Raw genomic sequence first — 2,845 nt, forward strand, 5'->3', positions numbered from 1 at the left:
AGGCATGGGAAGAAAATCGAAATGAAAAGTCAAATTCAGTTGACTGGAGATTTACTACTGCTGATGCTCGTATTAAATTAAAAAAACTCTATCCCTCAATTCAAACTTGACAGACTACTAGATGGAAAATATGGTAAAGGAAGCATTTTGGCCGGGCAAAAAGGTCTTTATTACTGGTCATACGGGCTTTAAGGGGTCTTGGCTGGCGTTTTGGTTACTCCATCTAGGAGCAGCGGTAAAAGGCCTCAGTTTAGCTCCCAATACCACCCCCGCCTTATTTGAGCAATTAGACTTAGCTCAAAACCTGAGTCATCATATAGGAGATATTCGAGAGGCTGAGTTAGTAGCTCGTTTAATCGCTTCATGGCAACCGGATGTAGTCTTTCATTTAGCGGCGCAATGAGCGTCCTATACCGAACTCAAGTCATTGACAGATAATCAATCGGCCAATTCAAGTCTGAATTGCATCACTGTCTGATCTACCTTTATAGAATACCTCATTCGGGGTACGATAGTCAAGACATTTTCGAGGACGATTGTTAATCAAGTTTACGGCTATTTCCACCTGCTCTGGCTTAACAATTTTAAAATTCGTTCCCTTGGGAAAAAATTGTCTTAATAGTCCATTAGTATGCTCGTTTAATCCCCTCTCCCAAGAATGATAAGGAGTAGCAAAATAAAAATCTGCTCCCAATTTCTGACTCAACTCTTGATGTCCACAAAATTCTTTGCCGTTGTCACAAGTAAAGGTTTTTCTTTTGTCAGGGTGAATCTCTTGAAAAAGTTTTTCTGTGACTCTATTGATTTCCGATGCGGTTTTGTTTTTGGCTAATCCTGCTACTAGAAATTTCGAGGCCTTGTCTACATGGGTAACGAGAACTCCTAGATGATTTCCTCCAATCATCGTGTCACTTTCCCAATGACCGATCTCGGTTTTCTGGTCAGCAATTGCTGGTCGCTCGCTGATATCTACACGCCCTGGAATCCCTCCACGCTTACTTTTTGCTCCGCCTCGACTCTTTCTTTGACAAAGCCCCCGGCGTAAATATTTCTGGTACTCTCCACATCCGTGATAGTTCTGATAGATCATTTGATAGATGGTTTCGTGACTGAGAGATTCTTGACTGGCTCTTTTCAGACGACCTGCTATTTGTTCGGGACTATGATAATCTTTCAATCCTTCTTTGACCAACTCTAAGGCTGACTCGCTGACATTTTTAAAGGGTTGTTTGGCATTTTTTCGCCTTGTCTCGCTTTGAGCTTGTGCTGTGTCAGGTAGATAGCAGCCAAGGGAACTTTGATTCCTTTTTAATTCCCGTGATATTGTGCTTTGATGACATCCGAGCCAGACGGCCATTTGCCGTTGAGATAAATTTCCCTCCTGACTAAGTTGGTAGAGCAAGTTTCTTTGTTCTATGTTAAGATGTTGGTGGCTCATTTTTGGGTCTGATTTGTTTTTGTTAATGATCAGACAGTACCTGATGAGCCTTTCTTTGTCAACTCTTGAGGTTGATGCGTTTCATTTTTGAATTGGCGATCCTTTAATAGCAGGAGGCACTAAGTGGACATAGTAAATTCAATACATATCCAGATTAGGAAAATGCTCAAAAAGCCATCAAAAATTGATGGCAGATTTTTGGTAGTTGCCGCAGTCTTAGGATATTTTGGGTTATTGTATGTAGCTAATTTTTTTGTTCCCTATCACAATTTTTGGTGGAGACTGGGGGTTCCTGCGGCTGAAAATGCTTTTATCGATCTTGGAGCGGTATTAGGTGCCTTTGATTGTGATCGATTGACAGGCGAAGTTTCCCTAATAAATAATTCCTGCTTCAAGCAAATATCTTATCCCAGTAGTTGGTCTTCATTAACTTGGCTGGGGTTAGAGCAGCGTGATACTATATTTTGGGGAGTTTTCTTTGCTTTAATCTTTTATGGGATAACTTTAATGATCATTGGCAGATTAAATTATCAAGAAGCTGTAGTTTATGCCCTAATTTTATGCTCACCACCAGTAATGCTTTTAGTGGAACGTGGCAACGTAGATATTGTTATCTATTCTTGGCTGGGTGTCGCACTAATGATAATTAAGAATAGCCGAGCATTAATTTTTAGGTTGTGTGCCTATTTATTAATATTTTTTTGGGGGGTTGTTAAACTATTTCCAATTTTTGGACTGGCGGTAATTCTTAAAGAAAAAAGAAATCTATTTCTGTTCTTGTCGGCTATTTTTACCACTGCTTTTATTACTTATTTTCTCGCTAGTATAGGGGAGATTAAAACTATCTCAAGCATTCATGATGGGAGAATTTGGTATAGTTTTGGCTATAAAGTCCTCTTTGGTGCAGTCAAATATATTCTATCAAAGCTTACTAGCGGCGAAACTGATCTTAAAAATACGATCATATATATGATGTATATAATTATGATTTTATTTACTATGTCAATCTTAACCAGAGTTTTATTGTCGAAATTTAAAATTTTTAAAGAATGGCTTAGTTCGGATTTTGTCTCAACCGATTCGGACAAATCTTTAGATAAAAGTCGATACATTGATTACTTCCGTCTTGCGGCAGCAATTCATTTAGGAAATTTTCTTGTTATTGGCATGCTTTATGATTACAAATTAACTTTTCTAATCTTTGCCCTTCCTCAAATTTTGGATTGGATTAAGCAAGAAAATCAATTGAGCTTACCTTCCAGTATGGCTTTAGTCGCTATGGTGACAACCTTTTACGCAAGTCCATTCTTATATCCTTGGTTAGTTGATGAAATGATCAATTGGCTCTTAGCTGCCAATTTATTATACATGGCAATTCTCTCTATGCCTGAATGGCTAAAAAGTTTA

Annotated in this window: 3 protein-coding genes; 2 read left to right on the forward strand and 1 reads right to left on the reverse strand. The window is 38.5% G+C overall.

The window, feature by feature from the left end; translation table 11 throughout:
• Positions 1-121: 121 nt before the first annotated feature.
• Positions 122-403 carry a GDP-mannose 4,6-dehydratase gene (locus IM477_RS01210; protein WP_287730183.1) on the forward strand — a complete coding sequence of 94 codons (282 nt, stop codon included), beginning with the start codon at positions 122-124 and terminating at the stop codon, positions 401-403.
• 48 nt (positions 404-451) lie between these two features.
• Here the strand turns inward: IM477_RS01210 and IM477_RS01215 are convergent, their stop codons facing one another.
• Complete coding sequence (locus tag IM477_RS01215) at positions 452-1,438, reverse strand: IS30-like element ISMae39 family transposase (protein ID WP_221275333.1); 987 nt, start codon at positions 1,436-1,438, stop codon at positions 452-454.
• Between the two features lie 162 nt (positions 1,439-1,600).
• On the opposite strand from IM477_RS01215, the gene IM477_RS01220 reads away from it, so the two are divergent.
• On the forward strand, positions 1,601-2,845 hold a 1,245-nt coding region (locus tag IM477_RS01220), incomplete at its 3' end, for a hypothetical protein (RefSeq protein ID WP_287730185.1).

Source organism: Microcystis sp. M090S1 (genome assembly GCF_020246295.1).
GTDB classification, from domain to species: Bacteria; Cyanobacteriota; Cyanobacteriia; order Cyanobacteriales; family Microcystaceae; genus Microcystis; species Microcystis aeruginosa.

Bases quoted from the DNA above. Each gene is read 5' to 3' on its own strand.
- IM477_RS01210 (WP_287730183.1), top strand. From the start codon at position 122: ATGGAAAATATGGTAAAGGAAGCATTTTGGCCGGGCAAAAAGGTCTTT.
- IM477_RS01215 (WP_221275333.1), bottom strand. From the start codon at position 1,438: ATGAGCCACCAACATCTTAACATAGAACAAAGAAACTTGCTCTACCAA.